We start from the raw sequence: 23,786 nt of genomic DNA, 5'->3' as shown, positions 1-23,786 counted from the left end.
GAGAACATTTGTCCTTTCCGCTATGGTCCCAGGTCCGCTCTGGACTCATCGCAACACAGGCCCCAATTGAGTAATCATGGCACTTACCAAAATTTCAGTCCGCGGTGCTCGCGAGCATAATCTCAAGGGCGTCGATATCGATCTGCCGCGTGATGCGTTGATTGTGATCACGGGCCTGTCCGGCTCGGGCAAATCGTCGCTCGCCTTCGATACCATCTATGCCGAGGGGCAGCGGCGTTATGTCGAGAGCCTTTCGGCCTATGCGCGGCAGTTTCTGGAGATGATGCAGAAGCCCGATGTCGAGCATATTGACGGGCTCAGCCCCGCGATCTCGATCGAGCAGAAGACGACGTCGCGCAACCCGCGCTCGACCGTGGCGACGGTGACCGAGATTTACGACTATATGCGGCTGCTATGGGCGCGCGTTGGCGTGCCCTATTCGCCGGCCACCGGCAAACCGATCGAGGCGCAGACGGTTTCCAATATGGTCGATCGGGTGATGGAATTGCCCGAGGGCACCCGGCTCTATCTGCTCGCGCCGGTGGTGCGCGGACGCAAGGGGGAATATCGCAAGGAGCTGGCCGAATGGCAGAAGGCGGGCTTCACCCGCGTGCGGATCGATGGCGAGCTCTATCCGATCGAAGAGGCCCCGGCGCTCGACAAGAAGTTCAAGCACGACATCGAAGTGGTGGTGGACCGGCTGGCGGTGAAGGCCGACCTGGAAACGCGACTGGCGGACTCGTTCGAAACCGCGCTCAAGCTGGCCGAAGGGTTGGCCTATGTCGATCTTGCCGATGGTGTGGCGCCAGGGCGTGAAGGCGAGGACGACGACGCGGGCGGCGCGATGAAAGGCGCGGGCATTCCGGCCAACCGGATCGTGTTCTCGGAGAAGTTCTCCTGCCCCGTCAGCGGCTTCACCATTGAAGAAATCGAGCCGCGGCTGTTCTCCTTCAACTCGCCACAGGGGGCGTGCCCGACCTGTGACGGGCTGGGCGAGAAGCAATTGTTCGATCCGCAACTGGTGGTCCCGAACGAGGCGCTGACATTGAAACAGGGTGCGGTGGTGCCATGGGCGAAGTCCAACCCGCCATCGCCCTATTACATGCAGGTGCTGACCAGCCTCGCCAAGGCGTATGATTTCGATGTCACTACGCCGTGGAACGCGCTGGAGCCGGACCAGCGGATGATCATCCTGCATGGCACGGGCGGGATGCCGGTGCCGTTGACCTTCAAGGACGGGCGCAAGCAATACACGGTCAACAAGCCGTTCGAGGGGGTGATCGGTAACCTCAACCGCCGTCTGCGCCAGACCGAAAGCGCGTGGATGCAGGAGGAGCTGGCCAAGTTCCAGACCGCGCAGCCGTGCGAGACCTGCGGCGGTGCGCGCCTGAACGAGAAGGCGCGGGCGGTGAAGATCGCGGGGACCGATATCAGCGCCCCCACGCGCATGAGCGTTTCGGATGCGAAGGACTGGTTCCTCGGCCTCGATGCGCAGCTGACGGAGACGCAGCAGCAAATCGCCCGCGCCATCCTGAAGGAAATCAACGAACGGCTGGGCTTCCTCGACAATGTCGGGCTCGACTACCTCAATCTGGACCGCACCTCCGGCACGCTGTCGGGCGGGGAGAGCCAGCGTATCCGCCTCGCTTCGCAGATCGGCTCCGGCCTCAGCGGTGTGCTCTATGTGCTCGACGAGCCGAGCATCGGCCTGCACCAGCGCGATAATGACCGGCTGCTGGAAACGCTCAAGCGCCTCCGCGATCTCGGCAATACGGTGATCGTGGTGGAGCATGACGAGGATGCGATCCGCCAGGCCGATCATGTGGTTGATCTCGGCCCAGGCGCCGGTGTGCGCGGGGGCGAAGTGGTGGCGCAGGGCACGCTCAAGCAGGTGCTCAAATCGAAGAAGTCACTCACCGCAGACTACCTCACCGGCCGCCGCGAGATCGCCATCCCCAGGGAACGCCGCACAGGCAACGGCCACCAGCTCACCGTCCACGGCGCACAGGCCAACAATCTGAAAGACGTCACTGCCGGCATTCCGCTCGGCACCTTTACCTGCGTCACCGGCGTATCGGGCAGCGGCAAGTCCAGCTTCACGATCGACACGCTCTACGCCTCCGCCGCGCGCACATTGAACGGCGCCCGGGTGATCGCGGGCGCGCATGAGAAGGTCACCGGCCTCGAATATTGCGACAAGGTGATCGAGATCGACCAGTCGCCCATCGGCCGCACCCCGCGCTCCAACCCCGCGACATATACCGGCGCCTTCACCAATATCCGCGACTGGTTCGCCGGCCTGCCCGAAAGCGGCGCGCGCGGGTACAAGCCGGGCCGCTTCAGCTTCAACGTGAAGGGCGGCCGCTGCGAGAAATGCACCGGCGACGGGCTGATCAAGATCGAAATGCACTTCCTGCCCGATGTCTATGTCACCTGCGAGGAATGCGGCGGCAAACGCTACAACCGTGAAACGCTGGAGGTGAAGTTCAAAGGCCACTCCATCGCCGATGTGCTGGATATGACGATCGAAGATGCGGAGGAGTTCTTCAAGGCCGTGCCCCCGATCCGCGACAAGATGCATATGCTCAACGAAGTCGGGCTGGGCTACGTCAAGGTCGGCCAGCAGGCGACCACCCTGTCAGGCGGCGAGGCGCAGCGCGTGAAACTCGCCAAGGAGCTGAGCAAGCGCAGCACCGGGCAGACGCTCTATATCCTCGACGAACCGACCACCGGCCTGCATTTCGAAGACGTGCGCAAACTGCTCGAAGTGCTGCACCGGCTGGTGGACCAGGGCAATTCGGTCGTGGTGATCGAGCACAATCTGGATGTGATCAAAACAGCGGACCACGTGCTGGACCTCGGCCCGGATGGCGGTGTGCGGGGCGGGGAGGTTGTTGCGCAGGGGACGCCGGAGGAGGTCGCGGCGGTGGAGGGCAGCTACACCGGGCAGTATCTCAAGCCGATGCTGGAGCGGCAGGCGGAGGCGGCGGAGTAGGCTGCAGGGCAAGCACTGTCCCTCACGCTGTTGTCCCTCGCACCGACCATGTATTGACAGGTCGATTGCCGAGGCTAGTCTTCGGTCATGCGGTCCGATCAAGAGGTTATTGAGCAAGTAAGTCACGCACTAAGTGCGGGAGCAGCTGTACTTTTTGCAGGTGCGGGTTTCTCGCGTGGAACTCCTATCGCAGGTAGCGAGAAGACAGTCCCATCGACAGATGAACTTACGAGCGAGCTTAAGGAATTGTTGGGCGTCCCAAAAGAAGAGGAGCCATCACTCTCTGAAGTTGCTGAGTTCGCGAATGAAGTTGATGGCGGTAAGCAGAAAATCAATAGCTATCTGATACAAAGGCTGACATCGACTATTCCGACGGAAGATCAACGGTGGCTCGTTGAGCGAAATTGGCGTTCGATTTTTACGACCAATTTCGATGATATCATTGAACAAGTTAGGGTTTCCGCTCGTGTGCCAGTTACCCCTGCAAGCGAAAGTCGTTCGATTTCGGCCAGTCTTACGCCGATCTACTACCTACACGGACGTGCGTTAGATCTTCGTGAGGCGGATATCGATCCCTCCATGGTCCTGTCCGAAACAAATTATCTCAAACTAGAGAAGTCGAACCGAGACCTATACGCAAAGTTATTTAACGAAATTGCGTGCGCTCGTGCCATTGTCTTGGTCGGATACTCCCTTAGGGATCTGCAGATCGCGTCTGGATTCTTGAAATCTGGCGGAGAGGTTCGTGATAAGACCGTAATCATCACAGGTCCCAACGATTCTGATTTCACAAAATCGCGGCTGAGAAAGTTTGGGCATGTTTTGTCTGTTGGTAGTGACGGGTTCGTTGAGAAGCTGCGAGCTTGCTCGATCGAGCCCGGTGAAACCGACCTGCAGTTTTTGCGCGAGCAAAAGTTAGTCGACGCGGCTGATGTTAACGAGGCCGAAGACTTCTTGACGCTAATTCTGAGGGGCGAAGTTGAGCCTGCGAACTTCCTACGCCAGAAAGTAATTGAGTCTGAGCCATACTGTATTGAGCGTTCTCATGTAAAAACACTTTTGGATGCGTCGGTGGGACGGTTCATTGTCTCGTCGGACTTTGGCAACGGCAAAAGCGCTTTTTTGTATCAAGCTTCGGTAGCTCTTCTACAGCGGGGTTATCGAGTATTCTGGATTGATACGCGGCTGCCAGAGATCAATGAGGAGATCGAGCGTGTGCTTGCCACAGGGCAGCCGGTTGCTTTTTTAATCGACGATGTTCTTCGATATCGCACCGTTGCAGCATTTGCGGGCCAACGCTTGCATGGTCAAGCTTTGTTGATTGCTACAACCCGGGGCGACCAAGATTTCAGATTCGAAGAAATCGCATCGAAGCTAGGTGGAGCATATAGAACCATTGACTTGAATGTGCTCGATAACGATGAGATTGCTGATTTTGACCGTTTACTTGAGCGCTGGGGCTATTGGGAGTCCAAGGCGGGCGCAACTGAGCAAAGCCGGATCGAGTTCTTACGAGAGGAGTGTTCGGCTGAGGTTCGTTCTATTGTCTTAGCTCTTTTTGAAGAGTCGAAGATTGCTGAAACGATTGATAGGATTGTCGAATTCTTCCTTCGTACAAATGATGACCTTCGAGAACCATTCGCTGGCCTGCTGATTTCCTCTCTTTGTCAAAAGCATGTGACATGGACTTCGATCGTTAGCTGGCTCGATATTGATGAAGAGAAACTCAGGAGTACTGTCACTAGTAGTGACATCTCTTTTCTTTTCCGACGCGGCCGTGATTGGAACTTGTTCACGTCAGCACAGCTGGCAGATTTCATTCTCACTAGAAAATTTGTTGAGGAAGATCGTGATCTGTTAGTGAAGTGTTATTCAGAAATCGTTTTGCGCACGGCAGATAGCGCTAATGATTACCGGTCGGGCTGGGACTTCGAGGAAAACTTGAAGGAACTCATGAAGTTTCGTTTTCTTCGTCGTCTGTTTGGTAATACTGAAGCTTCTGCTATTCTTATTGGCCAAGTTTATCGAAAACTTTCAAATGCGCCAAGAATCCGTAATAATCCGCAGTTTTGGCTCCAATACGCTATGTCGAGGATGGAGATTGATGATTTGGAGGGTGCGGAAAGGTATATAAAGACGGCGCTCTCGAAGGCTAAGGCGCGCGGTGCAGATTATTCGCCATTTCAGATAATCGATCAAAGAGCGAGATTGTTTCTTATGAAGAATGCTCGCAATAGGGACTATTATTCAGAAGGCGAGGTTCGTGACGCGCTGCAAGATCTTTACGGTCTGCTCGATGACCGAGGATATGACGTGGTGTATGCGATGCGCAGCATGCCCCTGATCGAGGGCTTCCTAGAAGTGCATATAGACAATGTTACACCAGATATACGTGAGAGGCTGACCAAACTTTTGGGTCTAGCGAAGGAGAAAGCTTCGGAGTTCGATCGATTTCCCCGATCGCAGAAGGGCGAAACGCGAGTTCTAAAGAAGGCCCTTTCGGACGCCCAGTTGGTTTTGTTTAACGGATAAGTGCAGCAATCTGTCCTACACCCCTCGATTTGTATACCTAACCCGGTTCCCTGACCCTCAACCCCACAGGTGAACTGTCATGTTTGTTTGTTTAGCCCCTCAAACGCCGGGCGGTGCACGTCCGTGTACGTTGTCCCGCCTACGGCGGTTCAGCTTCGCTTCGGCTACCTCGCCTAAGCTCGGGCGGCCTTGCAGCTGTGCTGTGCACGTCTCCGCCTTCGGCTCCGACTCCGCGCTTGCGGTCGGCTGGTCGCCGACCGAGCTTGCGCCAGCCAGCGCAGGAGGTGCCTTGTGACCGAGCTTGTTCCGCAGTCGCAATTCGCCACGGGCGAACGCTTCACCATCCTGACGCCCAACCGCAAGGCCGTGTTTCTCGAATCCCTTGCGCAGTTCGGCAATGTGCGGGTGGCGTGCAGGGCGGCCACGATCTCTGCGCAGACCGCATACCGCGCGCGGCGGCGCTCTGCTGCCTTTGCGCAGATGTGGGATGCGGCGCTGCTGGCGGCGCGGGTGCATGTGGAGGGGGTGTTGGGTGATCGTGCGGTCAACGGGGTGGAGGAGGCGGTCTATTATCATGGCGAGGAGGTCGCGCGGCGGCGGCGCTATGACACGCGGCTGTTGCTGGCGCATCTCGGGCGGCTTGACCGGCTGGCGGAGCGGGCGGACCTCTCCGGCACTGTCGCGGTGCTCGATGACCGGATTGATGCCCTGCGCGAGGGGCGTGAGCTGGACGCCATCGTGCTGCAGGCTGGGGCGCAGGAGGCTCCGGAGGAAGAACGCCAGGACAGTGTTCCATGTGTTCCATCCTGTAGGGTTTGCGGGGAGGCGCTGGAGGCGGACGAGGGGCCGGATTGCGAGACGTGTGCGGAGAACGGGCCATGTGGCGCAGAAGGGGCCGAAGAGGGTGGCGCGGAGAGTGGCGACGGGCATGATGGCGCCTGTCGCGACGAGGATGGCACGCCGCCAGGGCCGGACGACCCGATGTGGCTGGAAAACCGCCTCGCACGCATGGAGGCCGCCCGCCCGCGCGGGGCCCAGTTGCCGACCGAGCTTGTCGAGGGGGAGGCCGGTTGGGCGGTGGAGGATCTGCAGCTCGAAGCCTTCGAGGCGGGGCTGGACGAATGGTGGCTGGTGACCAGCGAGGAGGAGCTGGACGCGCGGCTGCAATGACTCTTCCCCGGTGCGCCGAATGCGCCTATACTCTGCTGTGCGCTATCCCGCCGTCCCGGACGTGGGGCCGTCCCACGGGGCTCCGGCGGCAGCGCGGAGGTATCTGACATGATGGGGACTTCTCGTTTCACGTTTGCGCCTGTCGCAGCGACACTGATGCTGGGCGCTGCGCCCATACTCACCCTTTCGGCGCAAGTGATCCCGCCGCCCGAAAAGCTCTACGTCTTCACCGCGCTGGACGGGGAAGCCGTGGTCGGCGGCGGGGCGGAGGAAGGCTTTGCCGACTTCAATGCCGAGATCGATCCGAAGACAGGCGAAGTCTGCTACACCTTCACCGCCGGCGATGTGGAGATGACCGTGGCGCATATTCACAAGGGCGATGCGGGCGAAAACGGGCCGCCGGTGATGACGCTGGAGCTGACGCCGGACAACACGCCCAAATGCGATACGGTGGAGGGATCGCTGGCGCGCTCGATCGGGAACAAGCCGGGCCAGTACTATGTCAATCTGCACACGGCCGAGTTCCCCGGCGGCGCGATCCGCGGCCAGCTGGAGGATTGAGAACGGGTTCGAAGGGCGAGGGGCTGCGTTTGTGCGCGTTGTGCGCGTTGCGGGGCCTGTCGTCCGTCGATCCCCTTGAGTCGTTGGGCGATCAGGGCTTGTGTTGCGGGGTGAATACTGAAGCGCCCCTTGCGAGTCGGTATGGGCCGCGTCTAGGGTCTGCGCGGGTAGACATGGAATGGGGGATTCCACCGCGATGGCCACTAGGACTGCTGCGCGTGCTTTCGACGTAAAACCGCTCTTCGCCGAGCCGTATTTCATCACCAATATCGCCGATGCGATCTCTACGAAGCAGGAGGCATTCATCAAGGCGCTGAAGATGAACACCAACCAGGTGAACCAGATCTCGGACGAGCTCTATCTGTTCAATCGGCCCGAGATGAAGAGCGTCGCCAAGGCAGTGCAGGAAGCGCTCGACACGTATGCCAGCGAAGTAATGGGTGTGCAGCACCGGCTGGAAGTGACGCAGAGCTGGGCGCTGATGAATCCGCCCGGCGTCGGCATGCACGGGCACACGCATTCGAACTCTATGGTCTCGGGATCACTCTATTACACCGACATGCCCGACCCGCCCGGCAACATGATCTTCGAAAGGCACAACACCTATCGCCAGATCGAACTGGGGATCGATGGTCGCAAACAGAACATATACAATGCTCCGCGCAATGCAGTGGTGCCGAAAAAGGGGGATCTGGTTCTCTTCAGCTCGAGCCTCCAGCACTATGTGGAGGCGAATAGCAGCCAGCAGAACAGGCACTCGATCGCATTCAACACCTTCGTGCGCGGAACGATCGGTAGCTTTCGCGATGTAAGTGAGTTGAAGCTGTAAAGCGCCTCAAAGGCACTCGGGCGAATGAACTCTATTTGAGGAGTTCGAGCTCCACCCGGCCGTGCCCGCGCTGGATAATGCCGAGCTTTTGTGCGGCATTGCGAGAAAGATCGATGGTGCGGCCACGGATGAAGGGGCCGCGATCGTTGATGCGCACAACCACTGACTTCCCGTTCCTGGGATTAGTTACCCGGACGCGTGAGCCGAAAGGTAGGGTCTTATGGGCGGCGGTTAGCGCATTCATGTCGAACCGTTCGCCATTTGCCGTCCGCCGGCCATGGAAGCGTCGACCATAATAGGACGCTACGCCGAACCCGAGAGATCGCCCAGATATGTCTGCAACCGATTCTTTCTCAACTTCGATCGGGGGTTCGAAACTGTCCAGATCAACCACGTTGCCCGAAGGCTCCGGAATCGCAGGAAGAGCATCAAAACGTTCAAAGCTCGATTCGAATTCAGCTTCGGAAATGCCTTCCGCTGTCATAGCAGGAGTTGAAGCCTGCGCGGGAAGTGCAAGCGCCGCAGCAAAGGCGGTCGCCGAGATTGCGCGCCAGACGCGGTGGTGGATCGTGCCTTCCATGGAGGCGGCAAATACACATTGAGGCTGAAGAATTGGAGGTTCTTAATGAGAATTCGGCGCGTTCCGGACACATCCTGCCTTGAGTCGAGCGATTTTGGCGATGAGTCGAAGTCAACCGAGTTCGCCAGTCTTCCTCGCTTGTGCGCTCATCTTGCGATAGGTCTCACGAGTGGATTTCGTATTTGACTGACCCAAAGCAAATGGGGCCGGCATTTCTGCCGACCCCACTCTTACCAGCGCGTGGTCTTCCTTTCCTCCAGCATCTTGCGATGCTTTCGTTCCGGTAGCGCTTGGCCTCCGGCGATTTCCGCGTGCCCTAAGGCCCGCGTTCTTCCACCGGCGCTCGCACCGGCATCCGGCTGTTCCGTTGGAGGACTTTGCTTCCGCAAGCCGAAGCCTGCTTTCACCAAATCCTGATTCCATCGGCATTACCGATGATCGTTCCGCCCTTGATGGTTTTCCAATCCGGTTCCATTTGGCCGAAGCCTCCTTTTCCCGTCCTTTCCAACCGGACTTTCCGATCGTGGCAGCTACACATCGCGTCCTCGTCAACGAGCTTTTTTTGAATCCAGCCGAGGCCTTCCTCAATCAACTCTCTTAGGTCGCGTGGACAGTCGCTTCCACATCGAAGCAAATTGAATTTCCCTTAATATTCGGGCCGTTAGACCTTCAATCTCGAGTCTTTCTCATCGTTTCGATAAGATCAATCTGCGCCGCGAATCGGCTTCTGGCAAGCGCGAAAAGAGCGACTTTTCCACTTTTTCAATTCTTGGCTGTGGACAGCGGTGAATAACTCAACGCTTCATCGATTCCACTGCGATTATGAGAACAAAGACGCGTTCTGGCTGCGGCCGATCTAGCGATCGCGCTTACCAAGCAACTTCAATCGCAGCGCGTTGAGTCGGATGAAGCCTTCGGCATCACTTTGATTATAGGCGCCGGCATCATCCTCAAACGTCACGTGGGCTTCTGAGTACAATGAGTCCGGTGATTTCCGACCGACTACAGCTGCATTACCTTTATAGAGCTTGAGCCGCACGGTGCCATTCACCTTTTCCTGGCTCAAGTCGATCGCGGCCTGCAGCATCTCTCGTTCGGGGCTGAACCAAAAACCGTTGTAGATGATCTCGGCATAGCGCGGCATCAGTTCATCTTTGAGATGGGCAGCACCCCGGTCGAGCGTGATCTGCTCGATGCCGCGATGCGCACGCGCATAGATTTCACCACCGGGCGTCTCGTACATGCCGCGGCTCTTCATGCCGACAAAGCGGTTCTCGACCAGGTCCAGACGACCGACACCATGTTTGCGACCCAATTCGTTGAGTGCGGCGAGCAATGTCGCCGGGCTCATTGCTTCGCCGTTGAGCGCCACGCCGTCACCGTGCTTGAATTCGATCGTGATGTATTCGGGTTTGTCGGGTGCATCTTCTGGATTCACCGTGCGCGAATAGACATAATCCGGTGTCTCCTCCCACGGATCCTCCAGCACTTTGCCTTCGGAGGATGTGTGCAGCAGGTTTGCATCGGTCGAAAACGGGCTTTCGCCACGCTTGTCCTTGGGCACCGCGATCTGGTGCTTCTCTGCCCATGCTATCAGCGAAGTACGGCTGGTGAGATCCCATTCGCGCCAAGGAGCGATGACTGTGATGTCGGGATCAAGTGCATAGGCGCTGAGCTCAAACCGGACCTGGTCATTGCCCTTGCCAGTTGCGCCATGGGCTATCGCATCGGCGCCGGTTTCATGGGCAATCTCAACAAGGCGTTTGGAGATCAATGGCCGTGCTATACTGGTGCCGAGCAGATAGTCGCCCTCATACCGCGCATTGGCGCGCATCATCGGGAACACATAGTCGCGCACAAATTCTTCGCGCAGGTCTTCGATGAAGATGTGCTTGTCAGGAATGCCCATCGCCTGCGCCTTCTTGCGCGCCGGCTCCAGTTCTTCGCCCTGGCCGAGATCGGCTGTGAAGGTAACGACCTCCAGCCCGCGCTCTGTTTCCAGCCATTTGGCAATCACAGAGGTATCAAGGCCACCGCTATAGGCGAGCACAACACGTTTCAGGTCAGGCATTCTCACAGCACTCCGCAAAGTCGCGGCGCGGGTATCAGGCCCTGCGAAAGGCGGCAAGCGGAGTTAGCTTGCGCTCAGGCCAAGCTCGCCTTCGCGCATGTAATCTCTTGTTATCTGCAAGCTGCGTCGCTGGCGCACAAACTGGATCTGGTAGTTGCACATACCGCCATGTTCGAATGCTGCGGTCGCTCCGGAGAGGTAAAAGGTCCACATGCGGAAGAATTTCTCATCATACATGGCAACGATGGCATCCTTGTGCTCCATGCAGCGGCGATACCATTCGCGCAGCGTGTAGGCATAATGGAGGCGCAGGGTCTCGACATCGCTGGCGATGAGGCGGACCTTCTCGCTGGCGGCGACTGTTTCGCTAAGGGCAGGGATATAGCCGCCGGGGAATATGTACTTTCGAGTGAACGCATCGGTCGTGCCGGGCATACCCATGCGGCCGATCGTATGGAGAAGCATCACGCCGTCATCCCTCAGGATCTTGGCGCAAGCTTCGAAAAAGGTTTCGAATTGAGGGCGGCCGACATGTTCGAACATGCCGACGGAGACAATCCGGTCAAACTGCGTGCCATTGGCGGCGAAATCGCGATAGTCGATCAACTCTATGCTGACCTTGTCAGCCACACTTGCTGCCTCGACCCGCTGGCGGGCAAGGGCGAGTTGCTCCTCCGAAAGAGTGATCCCGGTTACTCTCACATCGAAATGCTGCGCCAGGAAGATCGCCATCCCGCCCCAGCCGCATCCGATATCGAGAACGGTATTGCCGGGCTCCAAAGCCAGTTTGGCAGCGATATGCGCCAGTTTGGCTCGCTGTGCCTCTCCCAACGTAATGTCGGGTGAGGGCCAATAGGCGCAGCTATACTGCATATGCTCGGCATCGAGCATCAGCTCATACAGGTCATTACCGATGTCGTAGTGATGCGCGACGTTGGATTTGGAGCCGACGCGATTGTTAACCTGCTCCAGTGCGAAAGCAGCCGAGTTCTTCAACCGTTTGAGCTTGCTCGGGCGCCCGAAATTGCCGCCCTTGTCCCATGGATTGTTGGCCCGCAACAGCTCAACCAGATCCATGATCTCGCCTTCTTCCAGCACCAGGCGGCCATCCATGAAAGCTTCGGCCGCGCCGATACGGGGGTCGAAAATTATGTCGCGTGGCACTTTGCGGTCGGTTAACCGGATCGCGACAGAGGGGTAGCTGGCAGCGGGCGCGCCATATTCCGAAGTGGTTCCATCAGCGAAGGTCACACGCAGCCGACCCTGTTTGACGCCGGCGGTAAGGAATCGATCAAGAAGGGTCTTGCTCATGCATCACTCTCCGTCAGGGGCAAACTACGGGTTACAGGCGGGGCTTGGTGCCGTGCCAAGATGGCGATAGGATGGCAGGCATGGCAGAGGCAAAAACACAGATCACCGATGTCGATCCGGCTGCGTTTATCGCTGCGGTCGAACCCGAAGCTAAACGTCAGGATGCGGAAGCTATCGATGCTTTGTTCCGCCGCGTTACGGGCGAGGCGCCGAAGATGTGGGGCCCGACCATCATCGGCTACGGCTCTTATCGCACGACGTATGCCAGTGGACGCGATGTGCACTGGATGCGGGCGGGCTTCAGCCCGAGGAAGGCCAAGCACTCGCTTTATCTGATGGGCGGATACTGCGATGATATTGCGGGCAAGCGTCGCGACGAATTGCTGGCGAAGCTGGGCAAGTACAAGACCGGCAAGAGCTGCCTTTATATCAACAAGCTGGCGGATGTTGATATGGACGTGCTCGAGCAAATGGTTGCGGCCGATTGGGACGCCATGCAGCGGATTTATCCTGAAGACTAAATGCCTGCGTACCATTGGTAACCGGCGCGATCTTCCCAATAACCGCCTTTGCCATCGCCGATATCGTCCAGGCTGGCGACGGCTTCGATCCCTGTCAGGTACTTAGGATGCTTGTAACCTAACTGCTTCTCGATCCGCATTCGCAGCGGCGCTCCGTTGCGCACGGGTAGCGGCTCTCCATTGAGGAGATGCGCCACGATAGTTTGCGGGTGATAGGCGTCGATCATATCGACACTCTCGTAATAGTCCTGGCCGTTGAGGTTATCGGCACAGCGGAACACGATATAGCGCGCATTGTCCTGCACGCCGGCAGCCTCGAGCAGAGTGGAAAGCTGCGGCCCGGTCCATTCGCCGATTGCGCTCCAACCCTCGACGCAATCATGTCGCGTAATCTGGGTGCGCTGGGGCAAGGCGCGAATGTTCTCGAGCGAAAGCGACATGGGATTGTTGACCAGGCCGCCCACTTCCAGCCGCCAGTTGGCGAAACTGGCCGCGACCTGTTCCTGGTAGTCGCCGTTTTGCGGATTGACCGAACCGTTGCCACGGAAGAACGGTGACCGTTCGGACCGGTCATACTCCTTGGCCATGCCGGTCCGTCCGCCCAGCAACCGGTTGGCGCCCTGATGCCACCCCTGCGCTGCATCGAGCAAAGAGCGCCCTGTCGTGCTTTCGGAGACTTTCTGGCACCCGGCCGCGAGGAACGCCGTCATACCGGCCAGTACGCCGCGACGTTTCATGGCCCAACGTTGATCTGACGTGCTCATGCCTTGCCTCCGGTTATCATGTCTCGCAATTGCTGGAACGGTTTGTGCACGATCACCAGCAGCAGGTGGACGACGAAAAAGCCGAAGACGAGCCAGGCGAAGATGAAGTGCAGGCTGCGTGCGCTCTGGCGTCCGCCGACGAGGTCGGAAAACCAGCCCCAGACCGGTTCCATGCCCGGGCTGATCGCCATTCCGGTAAACACCATCATCGGCAGGAAAACGCCCAGGACCATTCCGTAGCTGAACTTTTGCAGGAAGTTGTATTTCCCTTCCCCATGATCGAAATTGAACTTCGCATGCTGCTTGATGTCATCCCAGATGGCTGCGGGCTTCCATTCGGTGCGGGTGGTGGTCAGATCGCGTTTGAAATGGCCATTGACGATCATCGCGATCCACATGAACAGCAAGGCTACAGCAAATGGCCACGCCATCAGTATGTGCCAGTCACGCGCCTGCGCCAGGCTGTAGAAATCTGGGATCGTCATCCAGCCGGGAAAGCGGGGAACCTCCAGCCATGCATGTTCGGGGGCAAAGCCCCAGTCGCCCCAATACAAGCGGCGATGGGCATTGGAAATATTGAGGCCCGACATGAACAGTATTACGATACTGATCAGGTTGATCCAGTGCCACAACCGGGTCGAAAGAACGTGTTTTTTCATTGGCGAGACCCCTCTCTGGCCAAATAGATGACATCGCGTGGCTGGTTTAGCAAATGCTGCCCGCTATCGATGTACAAGGTTTCGCCGCTTGCCAGTGCTCCATCGGCCAGAAACAGGGCTGCATCGGCTATTTCATCAGCCCCGGTCTTCCGCTGCAACAGGTTCAATTTGTGGGATATGTCGGTTTCGCCTTCGGTCTGGTCATGGCTGGCCAGGATCGCACCGGGGGCGACGCCATAGATGCGGTCGCGCGGATCGGGCGTAGCTTTGGCCATCATCCCGATCGCGCCGTTCACGGCATGTTTGCTCATCGTGTAGCTGAAGAAATCCGGATTGGTATTGGCCAGCTTCATATCGGTGATCTGGATCACGCGTCGCCCGGCGTCCGACCGGGCAGTCTGGAAGTAGGTCTGGGCCATCAGGGCAGGGGAGTGCGCGTTGACTTGCATTGCTGCACTATACGTTGGCGCATCGATCCCGGTTACATCGTCATAGGCGAAGACAGATGCATTGTTCACCAGCACGCGCCAATCGGGCAGCCGGTTTGCCAACTGCGTGATCATAGCCGCAGCAGCATCTGCGTCGCGCAGATCGCAAGCGATGATTTCGGCGGAGGGCAGGGTGTCGGCGAGAACCTGCGCATCATCGACATTTGAGTGATAATGGATGACGACATGCCAGCCGGCCACCGCGAAACGGTGCGAGATAGCCGCGCCGATCCGCTTGGATCCACCGGTGACGAGAACGGCTGGTTTAGGCATCAGGGACCCTCCGGAATCCTACGCGATGGAACACATGGAACACAGTCCTGGCGAGAATTCCTGACAACCCGTTGCGGCCTGTTTCAGACGGCGGGACTGCGTATTTTAATCGGACGAGGGACATGCCCGCGAGTGGAGCATAGAAGCGTTGCGTAGGAAAGCTCTCGAATCTGGTCACGCTAGAGCGCGGAAGCCTTTTTCGCCGCGCCATCACGCCAGCTAGGGGACAAGAGATCGCAATCGGCCATCGCTAACAAATCGTCCTTGCTGGCTCCGCTCTTCGGATTGACGATGGATAGGAAGACCTGCTCGATTGTCCATGGCGTGCGGCCCGTCTCGACCCGTTCAAGCCGCTGGCCAGACTCCGCAACGCCCTGCTGGATAACCCGGAAGTACCAACCCGATCGCCCGGTTGCGATGATCTTTGCGACCATGCCTTTGCGATCGAAGCGATGCTCTATCTTCCAGCAGGGCAAACGGGGTTGGCTGATTTCCAGCACGGCTTCACCCAGTTGGAAACGGTCGCCAAGGTAGACATCCCGCTCGCAAATCCCGTCGACCGACAGATTGGTTCCGAACGCGCCCGGCAAGGCAAGAACATCGTGGCCGCCCAGTTCGTGCTCCCAATATACGTGATGCGCACGCGGGTAGAGATGCACAGCCATATGCGGTCCACCATGATGTTTGCGGTCTGCCTGCGTATCGCCGACGAGACCCTCGGCACCGATAGCAACCGGCCCCGCAACCGGTTCCTTGGCGAAGGCACTTTGCTCCCCGTCGCGGAATGGCTTCGCGGTCCCGACGCAGATTGCATCGACAACAGGTTTCATAAGGCATCCCTTTGACAAGTCAGCGCGATCCAGTCTCGCTGTGTGCCATCTGCAGCCTTGCCCGGATAGACCTCCTGCGCGGTAATCGTGAAACCCGCCGTTTCGTAGGCCCGGGTAATCCATGACTCATCGGGGAAATTGTGCAGACGGCCCAACAGATCCCGGCCTTCGCCGTCGCCCAGCTTGTAGTTGGCAAAGTGCCAACCACCTGGCCTCAACGACCTGTGAATGGCTGCCAGGATGCCTGGCAGGTCCGCCCGCGCGGCATGGAGCAAGCAGGCATGGGCCCAGACGGCATCGTATACTGCCACAGCAGACAGGTCCTGGAATTGCATGACCCGCGCACCAACATTGAAGCGTTCATTGGCCTTGCGCGCCATAGCCTCCACGCCGTCAGTCGCATCAAGATCAAACCCGCGTTCGATAATGCGGGCGGAATCCTGTCCGCCCCCGCAGCCCAATTCCAGAATGCGGGCTCCTGGCTGCAGCCGATCGAGAAATGCATCGAGATGGCGGTGCGGTGCCTGACCGAAACTCATTGTGTAGTGAGGGGCCTGCTTCTCATAAAAAGCAATCGTTGCCGGATCGGCTGACATTCGGGGCTCCTCCACATCCAGTTGATGTCCCAGCCGTTTTTCTGCCATCTTTCTGGGATTAGTGCCACTGGTGCGCGAAATTCTGCACGCGAAAGGGAATGGGGTGATGGAGAAACATTTCAGTGCAGGCCTGATGGCTTGCGGGGCAGCGCTGGCCCTGGTCAGTGCGCCCGTGTCGGCGCAGAGCCTGCGTGAGGTCGAGAATGCGGGCCAATCCGAAATGCGCGGGATGGCATCCCTGACTATTCCCTTGGGCGGCCCACGCTCTGCGAGAGAATCCAAGCCACGGCTGGACTTCGCCATGGAATCAGCCCGTATCGGCGGGGATCAATTTGCATCCTCGCTAACTTTCGACCGCAATCTGGCAGATCGGGCGGTCCTTCGCCGGACAGCATTGTCTTTCACACTCGAACAGCGTCCGACGATGATGCTGAATGGCCAGCCCATGACCACCTTCGGGCCGAGACTGGGCGCAGACGAAGATGACGAGAAAGGCGGCGGTGGCAATGCCGGGCTCTACATCCTGGGCGGCGTCCTGGCATTTGGCGTGATCGGGACGATAGTTGTCGTGACCGACACACGGGACGCGGTCTCGGATGTGATCGGACCGGCTGACTAGCCTGCAGCTTCTGCTGCCGCTTCCCGATCCCTCTGCGCGCGGCTTTTCTTCTCCGCAGCGGTCTTCAACTGGCCACAGGCAGCATCGATATCGCGTCCGCGCGGGGTGCGGACTGGCGCGCTGATCCCGGCTTCGAACACGATGTTGGAGAAGCTCTTGATCCGTTCCGGCGTGGAACACTCATAGACGGAGCCGGGCCAAGGATTGAACGGGATCAAATTGACCTTGGCCGGCAAGTCGTAATGCTTGAGCAGGCGGACAAGCTCATGCGCATCTTCGTCGCTGTCGTTCTTGTCTTTCAGCATCACATACTCAAACGTAATGCGCCGCGCGTTGGAGGCCTTGGGGTAAGCCGCGCAAGCCTCCAGCAATTCCTCGATCCCGTATTTGCGGTTGAGGGGGACAATCTCGTCGCGAATGTCCTTGGTCACGGCATGGAGTGAGACGGCCAGATTGACGCCAATTTCATCGCCGCATTTTGCAATCGCGGGAACAACGCCGCTGGTCGAAAGCGTAATCCGGCGTCGGGACAGGCCGAGGCCTTCGCCATCCATCACCAGCTTGAGCGCATCGCGGACATTGTCGAAATTATAGAGCGGCTCGCCCATGCCCATCATCACGATGTTGGTTAGCAGGCGGCCATCAGCGCGATATTCGCTTTCATCCGCTTCGTCGCCGAAATCCATCTTGCCCTTGGGCCACTCGCCCAGTGCATCGCGCGCCAGCATGACCTGGCCGACAATCTCGCCCGGCGTCAAATTGCGCACCAGCTTCATCGTGCCGGTGTGGCAAAACGTGCAGTTGAGCGTGCAGCCGACCTGACTGGAGACACACAAGGTGCCCCGGTCGGCATCGGGAATGAAGACCATTTCGAAATCATGGCCGTCATCAGTTTGCAGCAGCCATTTGCGGGTGCCGTCGGTGCTGTGCTGGGCCTCGACCACATTGGGGCGGCCCACGACAAAGCGTTCGTCCAGCCAGGGGCGCATGGTCTTGCCGATATCGGTCATCGCGGTAAAATCGGTGACGCCGCGATGATAGAGCCAATGATAGACCTGCTTGCTGCGCAGTTTGGCCTGTTTCTCGTCCAGTCCGGCCTGCAGGAACAGCTCGCGAATGCGCGCCTTTGGCAGACCCATCAAATCGGTACGGCCATCGGCGCGCGGCGTGATGTCACGCGGGGCGGGCACGGGATCAACCTGTCCCGGGATGCTCATGAGTGCGGTATCTGCCATGGGAGCCGCGCATATAGGGCAGGGCGCGCCCGATTGCTAGCGGTTGGCGCAGCCCACAGTCGCGGCATCCATCGCGGTGGCCGCCCCGGACAGATCATACGTATTGGAAAAGCGCCTGCCGCGACTGTCTGTAGCGCTGACGACCATCTGGCTGCCGGCGCGCATGGCGGCGACGATTGCGGCATCCATGGCCTTGTCCCTGGCCCAAGCATCGCCGCCCCCGCCGGTCAGTTCGAACCGGCGATCATTGATGATCAAGGTTATTGATCGTTCGGGCGACAGATTGCGTGACACGCGGAAATGGACCTGTCCCCGCACATTACGCGAAGGCCATGTGCCGACAGTGGCGTAGGGATCATAATCGCGCTGCTGCCGGCTGCTGGCGGGCTTGGCGATGGCATAGCAGCGCGGGGCCTGCGGATCGCGGAAAGCGCCCCAGTCGGAAAATACGCCCAATGCGTCTTTGGCGGAGACCGGGCCTGCGACGAGAACCAGCAAGGCGAGAAGGGCGGTGACGCTACGCATAATCAATCGCCATGACTTCCCATTCTTTCGGCCCTGATGGCAAGTGGACAATGCGCAAGTCGCCAACCGATGCCCCTTTCAGGGCGCGGGCCATCGGGCTCGACCATCCGATCCGCCCGGCACTGGCATCCTGTTCGTCGTCGCCGACCAGGGTGACGGTTTTCCGCGCATCGTTCTCGTCCGCCAACGTCACTGTAGCGCCGAAGAAAGCCTTGCTGGTGTCCGGCTGCTCGGCAGGATCGATCACGCGCGAGTTTTTCAAACGGCGGGCCAGGAACGCCAGTTCACGATCAATCTCGCGCATGCGCTTGCGCCCGTAGAGATAATCGCCGTTCTCGCTCCGGTCCCCATTGCCGGCGGCCCAGCTCACGATTTCGACAATCTCCGGGCGTTCTGTGCCCAACAGATGGTCATAGCGCGCCTTCAGCGCGGCATAGCCGGCAGGCGATATGGGATAGGATGGCGCGTTCACGGCAAGCGGGTCTAGCGCAGGAAATCCCCGGCCATGCGTGGGCGGCCATTGCGGGCGTTCTGCGGATAGAGCTGCTCGTAAACGGCTGCATTTTCGACCACGCGCTGGACGTAGTTCTTGGTCTCGAAAATTGGAATCTTCTCGATCCAGGTCACATAGTCGATTGCGCCCGTGCGCGGATCGCCATTGCGTCGCAGCCACTTGTTCACATTGCCCGGCCCTGCATTATAGGCCGCGATGGCGAGCGGGTAGGCGCCGCCATAATAGCTCAGCATGCGTTCGAAATAGGCGTTGCCGAGGCGGATGTTGTAACTCGGGCTGTCGATCAGGTTGGCCCGCATATATTGCATGCCCAACTTGCCCGCCTGTTCGCGCGCTGTGCCCGGCATCAGCTGCATCAGGCCGCGCGCACCGGCATGGCTGATCGCATTTTGTGCAAACTGGCTTTCCTGCCGGCTGATCGCGTGGACCATCGTCCAATAGGTGCCCGGAGGCGTCTGGAGCGTCGGGAAGCCTTGCGCCACAAACTGGCTGTGCCCGTCGGCCCCCGCAGCCTCTGCTACGTTGACGGCCAGATCGCGCCGCCCGATTTCGCGGGCGAGGTCGGCGCGCAAAATGTGCTCTTCCGGGGTATCGGCACTCTGGGCCAGTTCACGGTAGAACTGGATTCCGGTGCGCCATGGCGCTCCGCGAGCGACCTCCCTTGTCGCGCGGACGAGGGACGACTGGTTAAACGCGGCACGCTGTTCAAAACTGGGCTCGGGCACGGCCTGGTTGCCTAATTGCGGCACGTTGCGGCCCAGCTTGCCCAATGCGAGTTGACCGTAAAACCGGTCAGGATAGCTTGCAGCCATTTCGTAATAACGCTGCGCTTCGCTCGACATGCCTGCGCGCTGCGCGGCCAGTCCGGCCCAATAGAACCCCTTGGATCGAGTTTGCGGAGTACGCGCCGCTGCGCCGTAGCGATAAAACAGCGGCGCGGCTGTGCCACCGTCACCAAGGTTCCAGAGCGCTTTCGTCCCGCCCAACCACATCAGCGAGGTATAGTCGTCGCGCAGGCGATAGGCCCCGGTGCTGACATCGAAGCCGGTCGGAAACAGATCATCGACCTTGCTGGCGATTTGCGCTGCCGGGGAGGAACCTGCGCCACGCGCCACGCGCAGCATCTCGCCAACCAGATCTTCGGCATCATGCGGCAGGCTTGTGAATTGCGGTCGATTGGCCAGCAGGTTGATCGCCTGCGGCAATTGACGGGTGGTGCGATAATATCGCGTCAGATTATAGACATAGCCCGGATCGCTGCGCGCATCGCCGGGTGTGGAAAGGCCGGCGCTCGACGGCGTGCCGCCCTGAACGATCGCGAGCCGTGCCATAAACAGGTCACGCTTGGACGGGGACACATTGTTGATCTGGCGCACAGCACCTTCGCCATCGCGCTGCCACAAGAGCGCGTCCATGCGCGCGTCGTGATCGTCTTGCGTGAAGCGTGACCCGAACAGGCCGACCAGATAGGCTTCTGCCGGTCCGCTCATCGTGCCGCCGCGCCAAGCCTTGCGCGCCGCGTCGAAAGCATCGCCCCGGTTTACGCTGGCGAGGGCGAGGGCATAGCGGGCCTGCGCCGGATTGGTCAGTGGCGGGAACTGGTCAAAAAACGCCACCAGCCGTTCCGAACCGATCGCTTCATCGTCGAGCGCGTTTTCCGCACGGGTGCGCAACCGGCTGACTTGCGGGAAATCGGGATAGGCAAGGACAAAGCCCGCATATTGATCGAACGACAGATTGTCCTGACCGATCAAATACTGCCACCGATCGACGACCTGGGCCATCTGGCTGGGCTGGCGCGCGACCAGGTCTGATCGCGCACGATCCCAGCTGGCAGCATCCTGTGCGAAGACCGGCGGGTTGAGAGAGGTGGTGGCCACAAGCGCCACAGCGAGGAACGGAAGCTTACTCATGCTGGACATCCTGGCCAATGTCTCCTTATCAGGCACTGAATGAAATCCCCCAGTCGCAATTTCTTGCGCTGATACCCTATCCCTATTGGATCAGGAAGGACCGCTTTCAATGTTTTCGGGCTCAATTCCCGCTCTGGTGACTCCTTTTCGCGACGGTACGTTTGACGAGGCTGCTTTTCGGCGTCTGGTCGACTGGCAAATCGAAGGCGGGTCGAAGGCGCTGGTGCCGTGTGGCACCACCGGCGAAGCTTCGACACTCTCCAATGCAGAGCATCACCGGGTGATCGAAATCTGCATCGAACAGGCCGCTGGCCGGGTGCCTATAATTGCCGGGTGCGGCAGCAACGATACGATGAACGCGCTGCTCCATATGCAGTTTTCGAAGAAGGCAGGGGCGGCTGCGGGCCTGTGCGTAGCCCCCTACTATAACAAGCCGCGCCAGCCCGGTCTGATCGCACATTTCAGCTATTTGGCGGAGAACAGCGAGCTGCCCATTGTGCTCTACAATGTGCCGAGCCGGACCGTGACCGATCTCGAGCCGGAAACGACGGTCGAGTTGGCCAACAAGTATCCCGACAAGATCGTCGCCATCAAGGATGCGAGCGAAGACCTGTCGCGCGTTGCCGACCACCGTATGGGTATCGGGCGCGATTTCTGCCAACTCTCCGGCAATGACGAGCTGGCTTTGCCCTTCAATGCTGCCGGCGGGAAGGGCTGCATTTCTGTCACGGCCAATGTCGCGCCGGCATTGTGCGCCCAATTCCAGCAGGCTTGCGCCGACAATGATCTGGTCGAGGCGCGCAAGCTCAACGACCGTCTCTATCCGCTCCATTATGCCATGTTCGAAGACAGTAGCCCCGCGCCGGTGAAATACGCGCTGAGCCGGGTGATGGAAGGTTTCACCGATGAAGTCCGCCTGCCGCTGACAGCGTGTAGCGAGCATGCACGCAAGGCGGTGGATGCTGCGCTCGACCATGCGGGACTGCTCTAGGGGTATGCGACTAATGGCGAGAGTGAAGCAAAACTGGTTCTATCTTCTTCTGCCGTTTGCACTCTTGGCGGCCTGGCAGGTCTCCCTTTCGTCGCAAACGCTTGCCAATCCGGTCCTGACGGAGCGGGTCTATCTGTTCGATTTCGGGGTGTTCTTGCCGGCGTTGTACTGGTTGTTTCTGCGTGGAAAGGTCTCTTCGAAGGCTGCTGCCTTGCGGGCTTTGGCACTTGCCGGCGCGGGGCTTTCGTTTGCGGCATATCTGAATCCGCCTGCGACCGGAGAAGTCCTGCCGCTGCTGAGTTGGTTGCGGTGGGTTGCTTTGCCAGTGCTAGTTGCGATCGAGCTTGCCGCACTCATCGCAATTACGCGCTATGCCTATGGGGCCAATCCGGAAGAAGAACGGCTGATTGAACAGGGCATGCCGCCCCTGCTGGCAAAAGCACTGCTGGCCGAAGCGCGCTTTTGGAAGCGGGTTTTTGCGTGGCTCTTTGGCAATAAGGATTGATCAAACGTGAAAAGAATTGCCCCCGTCCTTTTTGCTTCGCTGCTCGCTGGTTGCTCTACCACGCCGGAACGTATGCCCGACAGTATGGACCGGATCGCGCAGGAATATCTGCTGTTGCAGATGACCATTGGCGAGAAGGAGCCCGGCTACATCGATGCCTATTTTGGTCCTGATCCCATTGCCGAGCAAGCCAAAGCCGAGGCCGAAGGACAGTCCTTGCCGCTGCTGGAGGCGCGGGTCGCGGCATTGAAAGCACGGGCAAGCGAATTTGCTGATGACGGTGTAAAAGGCGACAGCATGGAGGAGCGCCGCGCGCGCTTCATGGTGGCTCAACTGACGGCGGCGCGGACCCGGCTCCGGATGTTGCGGGGCGAGACGCTTTCTTTCGTCGAAGAGGCCAAGGGGTTATTTGGTGTAGACGTCGAGCTGATCGACCTGGCCACGCTTGACCCGGTCCTGGCCGAAGTCGATCAGCTGGTTCCGGGAGAGGGGCCCTTGTGGCAGCGGCTCGACAACTTCTACTCCCGGTTCAACATTCCGACCGACAAGCTGCAGCCCGTGATGGATGCTGCCATTGCAGAGTGCAAGCGCCGCACATTCGAACACATCGAAATGCCGGACAACGAGAGCTTCACCCTGGCATTTGTGACCGAAAAGCCGTGGAGCGGGTACAATTACTACCAAGGCAATTACCGCTCCAAGATCGAGATCAACACCGATCTGCCGATCCGGCTGAACCGCGCTGTCGATCTGGGTTGCCATGAAGGCTATCCCGGCCACCACGCCTATAATGCCCTGCTGGAAAAGAACCTCGGCGTTGATCGCGGTTGGCTCGAATTCTCGGTCTATCCGCTCTATTCGCCACAATCGTTGATCGCAGAAGGTTCGGCCAATTACGGTATCGAACTGGCGTTTCCTGGCAACGAGCAACTTGTTTTCGAGAAGGAAGTGCTAGCCCCGCTGGCCGGATTGCCGACGGACCAGCTCGAAACCTATGCCAGATTGCGCAAGGCTACCCGCGCGCTCGGACCGGCTCGTTATACGATCACGTCACAATATCTGGGCGGAGAAATCGAGGCGGAAGAGGCCAAGGAGTTGCTTCAGAAGTATCAGCTTGTTTCTCCGGAACGCGCTGCGCAATCGCTCAAATTTACCGATACTTATCGCAGCTATGTGATCAATTACGGGCTTGGCCGGGACATGGTGCGGGCCAGCATCGAAAAGGCCGGCCCTTCGCAAGATGCGCGTTGGGACCGGATGGAAAAACTGCTGAGCGAGCCGACGCTGCCAGGTGATCTGTAGCC

At 59.0% G+C, this 23,786-nt stretch carries 23 protein-coding genes; 11 read left to right on the top strand and 12 right to left on the bottom strand.

What is annotated here, in order from left to right:
* Nucleotides 1-76 precede the first annotated feature (76 nt).
* The 5 genes from uvrA (at nt 77) to ABD653_RS04195 (ending at nt 8,087) form a co-directional block, all read left to right on the top strand.
* Entirely contained in the window at nt 77-2,995 is a 2,919-nt protein-coding gene (gene uvrA, locus ABD653_RS04215) for an excinuclease ABC subunit UvrA (RefSeq protein WP_160780008.1), read from the top strand.
* Between the two features lie 87 nt (nt 2,996-3,082).
* Nucleotides 3,083-5,527, top strand: a complete 2,445-nt coding sequence (locus tag ABD653_RS04210) for an SIR2 family protein (protein ID WP_160780007.1) — start codon at nt 3,083-3,085, stop codon at nt 5,525-5,527.
* 291 nt (nt 5,528-5,818) lie between these two features.
* Nucleotides 5,819-6,697, top strand: coding sequence for a hypothetical protein (locus tag ABD653_RS04205; protein WP_160780006.1), 879 nt, complete (start codon nt 5,819-5,821; stop codon nt 6,695-6,697).
* A 108-nt stretch (nt 6,698-6,805) separates the two neighbouring features.
* The gene (locus tag ABD653_RS04200) at nt 6,806-7,258 is read left to right on the top strand and encodes a CHRD domain-containing protein (protein ID WP_160780005.1); all 453 of its coding nucleotides are present in this window, start codon (nt 6,806-6,808) and stop codon (nt 7,256-7,258) included.
* A 196-nt stretch (nt 7,259-7,454) separates the two neighbouring features.
* Entirely contained in the window at nt 7,455-8,087 is a 633-nt protein-coding gene (locus ABD653_RS04195) for a putative 2OG-Fe(II) oxygenase (protein ID WP_234032208.1), read from the top strand.
* Nucleotides 8,088-8,118: 31 nt separating this feature from the next.
* Here the strand turns inward: ABD653_RS04195 and ABD653_RS04190 are convergent, their stop codons facing one another.
* Nucleotides 8,119-8,571 carry a septal ring lytic transglycosylase RlpA family protein gene (locus ABD653_RS04190; protein WP_160780489.1) on the bottom strand — a complete coding sequence of 151 codons (453 nt, stop codon included), beginning with the start codon at nt 8,569-8,571 and terminating at the stop codon, nt 8,119-8,121.
* Between the two features lie 463 nt (nt 8,572-9,034).
* Here ABD653_RS04190 and ABD653_RS04185 point away from each other — a divergent pair, with 463 nt between their 5' ends.
* On the top strand, nt 9,035-9,268 hold the full coding sequence (locus ABD653_RS04185; protein ID WP_344705282.1) for a hypothetical protein: 234 nt from the start codon (nt 9,035-9,037) through the stop codon (nt 9,266-9,268).
* 255 nt (nt 9,269-9,523) lie between these two features.
* Here the strand turns inward: ABD653_RS04185 and ABD653_RS04180 are convergent, their stop codons facing one another.
* Together ABD653_RS04180 and ABD653_RS04175 are read right to left on the bottom strand one after the other, a co-directional pair.
* Complete coding sequence (locus tag ABD653_RS04180) at nt 9,524-10,738, bottom strand: argininosuccinate synthase (protein WP_160780003.1); 1,215 nt, start codon at nt 10,736-10,738, stop codon at nt 9,524-9,526.
* A gap of 63 nt (nt 10,739-10,801) precedes the next feature.
* On the bottom strand, nt 10,802-12,049 hold the full coding sequence (locus ABD653_RS04175; protein WP_160780002.1) for an SAM-dependent methyltransferase: 1,248 nt from the start codon (nt 12,047-12,049) through the stop codon (nt 10,802-10,804).
* A gap of 80 nt (nt 12,050-12,129) precedes the next feature.
* Here ABD653_RS04175 and ABD653_RS04170 point away from each other — a divergent pair, with 80 nt between their 5' ends.
* A complete protein-coding gene (locus ABD653_RS04170; RefSeq protein WP_160780001.1) occupies nt 12,130-12,570 on the top strand; it encodes a DUF1801 domain-containing protein in 441 nt (146 codons plus the stop codon).
* Here the strand turns inward: ABD653_RS04170 and ABD653_RS04165 are convergent.
* The 5 genes from ABD653_RS04165 to ABD653_RS04145 form a co-directional block, all read right to left on the bottom strand.
* A complete protein-coding gene (locus tag ABD653_RS04165) occupies nt 12,567-13,334 on the bottom strand; it encodes a molybdopterin-dependent oxidoreductase (protein WP_234032206.1) in 768 nt (255 codons plus the stop codon). The two genes, ABD653_RS04170 and ABD653_RS04165, sit on opposite strands and share 4 nt — an antisense overlap.
* Nucleotides 13,331-13,993 carry a cytochrome b/b6 domain-containing protein gene (locus tag ABD653_RS04160; RefSeq protein WP_160780000.1) on the bottom strand — a complete coding sequence of 221 codons (663 nt, stop codon included), beginning with the start codon at nt 13,991-13,993 and terminating at the stop codon, nt 13,331-13,333. Before ABD653_RS04160 ends, ABD653_RS04165 begins: the two co-directional genes overlap by 4 nt.
* Nucleotides 13,990-14,754: an SDR family oxidoreductase gene (locus tag ABD653_RS04155; RefSeq protein WP_160779999.1), complete on the bottom strand. Its 765-nt coding sequence runs from the start codon at nt 14,752-14,754 to the stop codon at nt 13,990-13,992. The genes ABD653_RS04160 and ABD653_RS04155 overlap by 4 nt, the downstream gene beginning before the upstream one ends.
* Before the next feature lie 179 nt (nt 14,755-14,933).
* Nucleotides 14,934-15,584: an MOSC domain-containing protein gene (locus tag ABD653_RS04150; protein ID WP_160779998.1), complete on the bottom strand. Its 651-nt coding sequence runs from the start codon at nt 15,582-15,584 to the stop codon at nt 14,934-14,936.
* Complete coding sequence (locus tag ABD653_RS04145) at nt 15,581-16,180, bottom strand: class I SAM-dependent DNA methyltransferase (RefSeq protein WP_160779997.1); 600 nt, start codon at nt 16,178-16,180, stop codon at nt 15,581-15,583. The genes ABD653_RS04150 and ABD653_RS04145 overlap by 4 nt, the downstream gene beginning before the upstream one ends.
* A 106-nt stretch (nt 16,181-16,286) precedes the next feature.
* Here ABD653_RS04145 and ABD653_RS04140 point away from each other — a divergent pair, with 106 nt between their 5' ends.
* Nucleotides 16,287-16,799, top strand: a complete 513-nt coding sequence (locus tag ABD653_RS04140; RefSeq protein ID WP_160779996.1) for a hypothetical protein — start codon at nt 16,287-16,289, stop codon at nt 16,797-16,799.
* Here ABD653_RS04140 and rlmN read toward each other — a convergent pair.
* Genes rlmN through ABD653_RS04120 form a run of 4 tightly spaced genes read right to left on the bottom strand, consistent with a single transcriptional unit; the run spans nt 16,796 to nt 20,986 of the window.
* Nucleotides 16,796-18,034, bottom strand: coding sequence for a dual-specificity RNA methyltransferase RlmN (rlmN, locus tag ABD653_RS04135; RefSeq protein WP_160779995.1), 1,239 nt, complete (start codon nt 18,032-18,034; stop codon nt 16,796-16,798). The two genes, ABD653_RS04140 and rlmN, sit on opposite strands and share 4 nt — an antisense overlap.
* Nucleotides 18,035-18,070: 36 nt before the next feature.
* Entirely contained in the window at nt 18,071-18,559 is a 489-nt protein-coding gene (locus ABD653_RS04130) for an invasion associated locus B family protein (RefSeq protein WP_160779994.1), read from the bottom strand.
* On the bottom strand, nt 18,552-19,031 hold the full coding sequence (gene greB / locus ABD653_RS04125) for a transcription elongation factor GreB (RefSeq protein ID WP_160779993.1): 480 nt from the start codon (nt 19,029-19,031) through the stop codon (nt 18,552-18,554). The genes ABD653_RS04130 and greB overlap by 8 nt, the downstream gene beginning before the upstream one ends.
* An 11-nt stretch (nt 19,032-19,042) precedes the next feature.
* Entirely contained in the window at nt 19,043-20,986 is a 1,944-nt protein-coding gene (locus tag ABD653_RS04120; protein ID WP_234032205.1) for a lytic transglycosylase domain-containing protein, read from the bottom strand.
* Nucleotides 20,987-21,095: 109 nt separating this feature from the next.
* On the opposite strand from ABD653_RS04120, the gene dapA reads away from it, so the two are divergent.
* Genes dapA through ABD653_RS04105 form a run of 3 tightly spaced genes read left to right on the top strand, consistent with a single transcriptional unit; the run spans nt 21,096 to nt 23,784 of the window.
* Entirely contained in the window at nt 21,096-21,977 is an 882-nt protein-coding gene (gene dapA, locus ABD653_RS04115; RefSeq protein WP_160779991.1) for a 4-hydroxy-tetrahydrodipicolinate synthase, read from the top strand.
* Nucleotides 21,978-21,990: 13 nt separating this feature from the next.
* A complete protein-coding gene (locus tag ABD653_RS04110) occupies nt 21,991-22,482 on the top strand; it encodes a hypothetical protein (RefSeq protein WP_160779990.1) in 492 nt (163 codons plus the stop codon).
* Between the two features lie 6 nt (nt 22,483-22,488).
* Nucleotides 22,489-23,784 carry a hypothetical protein gene (locus ABD653_RS04105; protein ID WP_325065409.1) on the top strand — a complete coding sequence of 432 codons (1,296 nt, stop codon included), beginning with the start codon at nt 22,489-22,491 and terminating at the stop codon, nt 23,782-23,784.
* The last annotated feature ends 2 nt before the right edge of the window (nt 23,785-23,786 follow it).

The sequence above is a fragment of the Parerythrobacter jejuensis genome (assembly GCF_039536765.1).
Taxonomy (GTDB): Bacteria; Pseudomonadota; Alphaproteobacteria; order Sphingomonadales; family Sphingomonadaceae; genus Parerythrobacter; species Parerythrobacter jejuensis.
The sequence above is the reverse complement of the archived record's forward strand: the minus strand, read 5'-3'. Positions and strand labels throughout refer to the sequence as shown.